Origin of the sequence: Consotaella aegiceratis, from assembly GCF_036541425.1 — a bacterium.
In the GTDB taxonomy this organism is placed as follows: domain Bacteria; phylum Pseudomonadota; class Alphaproteobacteria; order Rhizobiales; family Rhizobiaceae; genus Consotaella; species Consotaella aegiceratis.
Genome location: NZ_JAZHFT010000087.1, coordinates 1 through 6,777 on the forward strand (window position 1 = coordinate 1; position 6,777 = coordinate 6,777).

Annotated in this window: 3 protein-coding genes and 3 pseudogenes; 1 reads left to right on the top strand and 5 read right to left on the bottom strand. The window is 60.7% G+C overall.

The window, feature by feature from the left end; all coding sequences use genetic code 11:
• Positions 1-66: 66 nt before the first annotated feature.
• Positions 67-261 (bottom strand): hypothetical protein, encoded by a 195-nt coding sequence (locus SMD10_RS24600; protein WP_331688375.1) that lies wholly within the window; start codon positions 259-261, stop codon positions 67-69.
• A 435-nt stretch (positions 262-696) separates the two neighbouring features.
• Between SMD10_RS24600 and SMD10_RS24605 the strand changes: the two are divergent.
• A pseudogene (locus SMD10_RS24605) lies at positions 697-895 on the top strand (transposase); the annotation flags it as partial.
• Between the two features lie 85 nt (positions 896-980).
• Here SMD10_RS24605 and SMD10_RS24610 read toward each other — a convergent pair.
• From SMD10_RS24610 to SMD10_RS24625, 4 genes and pseudogenes are all read right to left on the bottom strand, one after another.
• Complete coding sequence (locus SMD10_RS24610) at positions 981-2,741, bottom strand: arylsulfatase (protein ID WP_331688376.1); 1,761 nt, start codon at positions 2,739-2,741, stop codon at positions 981-983.
• Positions 2,742-2,923: 182 nt separating this feature from the next.
• The gene (locus tag SMD10_RS24615) at positions 2,924-5,626 is read right to left on the bottom strand and encodes a sulfatase-like hydrolase/transferase (RefSeq protein WP_331688377.1); all 2,703 of its coding nucleotides are present in this window, start codon (positions 5,624-5,626) and stop codon (positions 2,924-2,926) included.
• A 373-nt stretch (positions 5,627-5,999) separates the two neighbouring features.
• Positions 6,000-6,386: pseudogene (locus SMD10_RS24620) on the bottom strand (sulfatase family protein); the annotation flags it as partial.
• A gap of 169 nt (positions 6,387-6,555) precedes the next feature.
• Positions 6,556-6,777: pseudogene (locus tag SMD10_RS24625) on the bottom strand (ISAs1 family transposase); the annotation flags it as partial.

The window sequence follows — 6,777 nt, forward strand, 5'->3', positions numbered from 1 at the left end:
ATATTCCATGGCTGTTCCTCTCATGATGCTTGAGGCCGATCGATCGGACCTCGTTTCCAAACATCATCATTCTGAGGGACAGCCACCAAACTGGCTAATCGTGAGGCGCCGGCCCATTACGGCATCTAGGCTGTTTACAGTCAGCCCGCGCTCGATCCGCATTTCGCGCAATAACTTGCTGAAGATACGTCCGTAGTCGGGAGCTATCGTTTCGGTCGGTCGGCCTTTTTGAGCGGATACTGAATCGCGCTTCTTCCCCATGACCAATAATTCCTTCCGTTTGCGAGGTTGCTGCCGCAGGCGCCTGCTGCTGTCGTCGCTGTGGGCCTGTGGGCAACGCGAGCGCGTTGTCCATCATCTTGACAGCGTTCGCAACGACGAGCCCCGCGCGCCAGACCGTCATCGGCAAGGCGAAATCTCGCCGCAAAGCGTTCCCAGGCCGCCGATAGGTCCAAGGAAAGACACGTCTGGCCAATCGGAATGAAGGTCAGCTGCTCCGGCCCGACAGGGGCGACCGCGGGGCAGCGGTAAGCTGGCGGAGTTCGAAGCCTTCCGAATTGGCGCAGTCGGGCGCCGGCCGGACATCACCATGCAGGAGCTAGCCGCCAAGCTGCTCGAACTCCATGGCGTGAAGGTCGATCACGCTGTGCTGTCACGGCTTCTGTGCAGCCGCGGCTTAGGCTTGTCCGTGGGCACATGCTTATGTCTGACTTTGAAATCATCACCGATGGCGGTCGCCGACGCCGCTGGTCGGCGAGCGAGAAGCTTCGCTTGTCGAGGAGACTCTGGCCGGCGCGAGAGCGTTTCGGTTGTCGCTCGCCGGTATGGCGTAGCTCCCAATCTTCTGTATCGTTGGCGCCGCCTGATGCTGGAGGGAGGAGCGGTCGCGGTGAGTGGAGCTATGGCGGAATAAGCATTGCGACCCTCAAGAAAAGGGCCGCCATGCTCGTGTTTCATCCTCACATCGGTGCTTTTCGGGGCTAATCGCCCACGGGCTCGAACGCGTCGCCGAAGCCGTTCAGTTGATAGAGAAAATCGATCGGCTTGATCAATTGCGGGTCCGTGTATTTCTTGGCCTCGGACCACCACAGAGCTTTGAGCTCCTCCAGCTTCTGAGGGTAATCCTTGGACAGATCGGTAGACTCGGAAAAATCCGCTTCAGTGTCGAAGAGCTGCCAGGGATCGTCCAAAAAATCCTCGCCGATCTTGTGCATCGCCACGGCGCGCCATTTGCCTTGGCGAATGGCGCGATTGCCGCGCAGCTCGAAGAACTGGACTTCTCGCGTCGCCGCATTCGGCGAAAAGAACGTTCCCAGGATCGATTGCCCGGCAATGGGAATCTGCTCCACGCCGTCGATATTGGCCGCGAATTGCGTTCCCGCCACTTCCAGGAAGGTTGGCGCAATGTCGATGACGTTGACATAATCGGGCCGCACCGCGCCGCGATCGGCGATCTGCTCCGGCCAGCTGACGATCATCGGTGTCTGGACACCGCCGGCGAAGGGCCAAAGCTTGTATCGGCGAAACGGCGTGTCGCCCGCATAGGCCCAAGGCCGAGGATAGAGCATATAGGTGGAGGCGCTGCCGGCTTCATCCAGCGCCTGATCCATCTCGGCCACGGAGGTTTTGTCCGCATAGGCGGTGCGGAAACCGCCATTGGCGCCGCCTTCCGATGCAGCGCCATTGTCGGTGATCAACACGATCAGGGTGTTGTCGAATTGACCGGATGCCTTCAGCGCATCGATCAAGCGACCGATCTGCTCGTCCGTGTGCGTCATGAAGCCGGCATAGGTCTCCATGAAGCGGGCAAACACGCGTTGATGCTGTTGATCGAGAGAATCCCAGGCAGCATCGCCGGCCTCGCGCGCAGGCAGCTTCGTATCGGAGGGGATGACGCCCATTTGCTTTTGGCGCTCGTATCGCGCCTGCCGCACGGCATCCCAGCCCTTGTCATAAGCGCCCTGATAGGCGTCGATGTACGATTTCGGCACCTGGTAAGGCGCATGGGCCGCGCCAAAGGCAAGATAGAGAAACTTTGGTTTGTCCTCGCTTTCCTGCTCCATGGTCGCGATGGCGCGATCCACGAGATCGACAGAGAGGTGATAATCAGGGGCGTCCGGCTTGGGCAGCTCTTCATTATCCTTCACTAGGTCAGGATGATACTGGTCGGTGTGGCCGCTGAGGAAGCCGTAAAACGTATCGAAGCCGCGCTGCAGCGGCCAGGACTGGAGGTTGCGCTCACGCGCGTCCTTGTACATCGGGCAAAGATGCCATTTGCCCAGGGCGTGTGTGGCATAGCCAGCGCTCTGAAGCGCCTGGGCTACTGTTTGGGCATTGAGCGGCAGTTCGCCGCTAACGGCGTTCGCCTCGGAAAATGAGGGCGCTTCCCCCTTGCCGGGAAGGTCCTCCATATGGACGGTCTGGGGATTGCGGGCCGTCATCAGGCCGGCTCGGGTCGGCGAACAGATGGCGCAGGTGTTGAAGCGATTGTAGCGCAGCCCGCCCGAAGCCAGAGCATCGATATTGGGCGTCTTGATCTCGGAACCATAGGCGCCGATGTCGGAGAAGCCCACATCGTCCAGCACGATCATGACGATGTTGGGCCGGGACGCTGCTGCCTTCGCGGGGTCGCTAGCCCAGGAAAGGCGTGGGAGCAAGACAGAGGCCGCCGCGCCAGCGCCCAGCATTTGCACGACCCGGCGCCGATTGGGCGAGCGGCCGCGTGTCATATCGTCATTCATTTCAAAACTCCCCTTACTCCATGAGGGCTGTGCCGTTCTTGGGCCGGGTGCGCGGACAGCCTCGTTGACGGGGAATTACCGCGAGGGGCGAAGAGACGGCCTTGATGGTCGATCGTCTGGTTCCTGGCCGAAGCGCGCGTTGCGAGGTTGTTCTTTTGCGCACGATCCGGCAAGAGGCCGGCTCAGATCCTGGGATCGCCAATTTCCTTGGTGGGCGGTCCCGCATTGGGAATTGCGAAGAAGGTCTGGCTGGATGGCGTGTACGTGCCATCGATCTTCAGCTTCAGATAGGAGGCGGCGTCGAGCGAATATTCGTCGACCTTGCCCGCCCCCTCGACGGCTTCGCGCGCGGAACGTACCGCCTCCATCGGCAGATAGGTGAGCGCTTCGAGCGCCAGCAGCTTGACCCTTTTCGACGCATCGCTTTCCAGGATCGCTGTCAAGGCTTCCACGGCCATGGGCGCCTCGCCCGCCTTGCCCAGCACTTCGGCCAGAACACAGCGAACGTGGAGGCTCTGCTCGTTATCGAAATGCGACCGGGCCGCGGCGCGTGCCTCGTCGGGCAGAGCATTCAACATCAACAGGCCTTGCGCCGCCCAATAGCGAACGCTCTCCTTGTCATGACCGAGCGCGTCGATGAACGAAGGCGCATTGTCCGCCTTGCGCTCAATTGCGGTTCGGGCCAGGTCGAGAACGTCGCGAAGGGGATAGGCACCCTCTTCGCGGCTCGGCCAATATCCTTCCGCCTGCGTTCCCTCGGGCACGAAGCCGTTGTCGTTGACGGCGATCATATGCTCGTCCAGCGCAGCGCTCAGCGCCTTTTGCACGTTGGCATGGGCCGGATCGCCGGCAAGGTTTTTCAGCTGATGCGGATCGGCTTCGATATCGTAGAGCTCTTCTGCCGGCTTCTCATTCCAGAAGCGATCCTGATCCGCGTTCAGCGTGCCGTCCATGTGGGCCTTCTCCCACACCTGATAGCCCACCAACTGCCAAGGATAGGCGTTGTGAAGGCCATAGACCCGGTGCGGAGAATAGTTGCGGATATAGCGGTAACGCTCGTTTCGGGCCGTGCGCACGATATCATAGCGCTCGTCCATGCGGTTGCGCATGGAGAACGCAACGTCGCGCGGCTTCGGCGACTGGCCCAGAAATGGCTGCCCGTGCATGTTGTCCGGTGCGGCAAGACCCGCCAGCACCAGAACCGTGGGCGCCGCGTCAAGATTGCTGATCACCTGCTGGCTTGCCTGACCGGGCGTAAAATCGGCGCGCAGATGAGCCAGGGCGTCTGGAACTCGCACGATGAAGGGAATGTGGACGCCTTCCTCGTAGCAATAACGCTTGCTGCGTGGCGCGACCCCGCCATGATCGGCCATAAAGAAAACGATCGTGTTGTCGCGCAGACCGTCCTCGTCCAGCTGATCCAGCAACACCTTGAGAGCCACATCCTGGCGATTGACCAGATCGATATTCTGGGCGATCGCGGTCCTAATCTCCGGCGTGTCGGGCAGATAGGGCGGCACTGTCACTTCGGCCGGATCGGTGACCAGATCGCCTTCAAAGTGGATGACGCGCGATTCGTGGGTGATCAGATAATTGTAGACGCAGAAGAACGGTTTGCCCTCGGGCCGATTGCGCCAATGAGCGGTGATGGAGCATTCATCCCAGATCTTGTCCGGATCCAGGTCGCAATTATAGTCGGTAAAGACGTTGTTGGTCGCGTAGTAGCCCGCCTCGCGCATCAACACAGGCAGGGACTTGAACTCTTCAGGCACATGGCCGATGCCGCGCATATGGTCCGACGGACCACAGCTCGTCGGGTCCATTCCCGTGACCAGCGAAAAGCGCGACGGCGAGCACACCGGTGCTACCGAGAAGGCATTGTCGAAACGAATGCCCTCCTCGGCCAGCGCGTCGATAGTCGGCGTTTTGGCGAGCGAATTGCCATAGGTGCCCAGCAGCGGCGCGTGGATGTCGTGACAAACGACCCAGACGATATTCGGTCTTGTCTCGCCTGCCGCCATGGCTGGCAGAACGCGCGCCATGGCCGCCGCCACAGTGGTCAAAAGGACATCGCGGCGTGTTGGATGATTGGGCATGAATTCCTCCCTCCTTAGAAAATCTCGAACCGGCTTTGCGAGAGGCGACCAGCCGTAGTGTTGCGTCAGCTCTTGCGTCCGTAGGCCTTGATCTGATCGGGTGTCGCGAAGCCATAGGGGGGCCGGATTGCGCTGAGGCAGTAGCCTGGTCGGCAATTCGACCACTTTCGGCTCTCTTTCGGCAAAATCCTCGACTTCATCGGGATCGCGTTGAAGGTCGAACAGAAGCGTCGGCAGAGGCGCTCCCGGCGGCACGCTGCCATTGGCCTTTTGACGCTCTGGATTGAATCCCTGAACCAGCTTGTAGCGCCCGTCCGTCACCATGCGCCAATTGAAGAGGCCGGACACCACGTGGTCGCGATGCTTGTCGGCGCTCCCTTCCAGAAGCGCGCGAAGCGAACTTGCGGTCATGCCGGTGGGGCGTTCGGCCTGGGCGTAGTCGAGGAATGTCGCCCCCACGTCGATCAAGCTGACGAGCGCCGCACTTTCCTGCGTCGCGACGCCGGGGCCAGCCACCATCAGGGGCACACCGACCGACGCCTCGTACGGGACGTTCTTGCGCCAACGATTGTGATCGCCGAGCATCTCGCCGTGATCGCTGGAGAAGACGACAATCGTGTTGTCCAACTCGCTGCGTTTTTCCAATTCGTCGAGATAGAGGCCGACCCAACGATCGATGTTCTCCACCATGGCCGTGTAGTTTTGGCGGATGGCGTTGTGGCGCTCCTGATCGAGCTCCGTGGAATGGTTCGGCGCAGGAAACTCCCTGTCGCGAACCGCTCCCTCCATCCGCTTGGTGATCCTCGGGATCGTGAGGACCGGCGAAATTCACGACCAGACGCCACGGCTGCCCACTGGGGAAGCGCTTTGGGATAACGACGCCTGTCCTGCCGATCCAATTGTCCTCGTATTGGTGATCGTTGAGCGGCGTCGGCTCGGTCATGGCATAGGTTTCCGCGCCCTTGGCGTGGCCGCCGCCGCGCGAGGCGATATCGGCAGCATGGATATCGGCCACGCCCTCTTCGGTGAGAAACACCATGTACGGTTCGAATGGGGTATGGAATTCATCCCATTGGAACACGGCATCGCCCTTGCCGGCGCAGTTGACCAGCTCAGTGAAACCCCACGCTTCCATGTGGTTCCGACCGTCGAGTCCATTGTCGAAAGCGGGCTTGCCGAGATCGAGCTTGCCGCAGGCGCCAACGGAATAGCCGGCTTCGCGCAGCTCCTGGTAATAGGTCGTCTGCCCCTGCGGATAGATAATGAAATTATGGCCGACGCCACTGTGGTCGTATTCGCGGCCAGAGGCGAGGCACGCCCGCGACGGCCCGCACACAGGCGTCGCGACATAGGCCTTTGCAAACCGGGTTCCTCTGGCCGCGAGAGCGTCGATATTGGGAGTTTTCACCGGCAGGTCGGGATTGCCGCCAAGCCAGTCGAAACGGTGTTGATCGGGAAACAGGAAGAGGAAGTTGGGCCGGCTCTGCCTTGAGGCCGGGGCGTTTCCCCTTGCGCCAAGAACGGGAAATGCCGCGAGGACGGGAGCCATGGCGACGGCACCAATGACTTGGCGGCGCGAAATGCAATGTTGATCGTTCACTTCATTCGACGCTGTACCGACAGCGTCCCTCGAAATAGTGAAATCGGCCTCCGGAAGCTACCGAGTAATCGGTAGCCGATCAATAGAGGAACATGGACCCCAGGGCTCCGAATCCAAATTACTGAAGGGATGATGTGAGGAGTTCGGCGAGGTAGTCTGTCGACCATCCTGCGAGTTTACGGCGGGTTTTCAGGGAGTTCTTGTCGGTTGCGCTGCGGATGAGGTTGAGGGCGAAGTGGCGGACGACGGCCATATTCTTGGCGCCGTGGCCCTTTCTGAGGCGGGATTGATCGTCGGCGAAGGTGACGTCGAGCACCCAGTGAAGCCGGTTCTCGATGGC

Excerpts from the sequence above, each read along its gene's own strand:
- SMD10_RS24610 (WP_331688376.1), bottom strand. The coding sequence starts at position 2,741 with ATGAATGACGATATGACACGCGGCCGCTCGCCCAATCGGCGCCGGGTC.
- SMD10_RS24615 (WP_331688377.1), bottom strand. The coding sequence starts at position 5,626 with ATGGAGGGAGCGGTTCGCGACAGGGAGTTTCCTGCGCCGAACCATTCC.
- SMD10_RS24600 (WP_331688375.1), bottom strand. The coding sequence starts at position 261 with ATGGGGAAGAAGCGCGATTCAGTATCCGCTCAAAAAGGCCGACCGACC.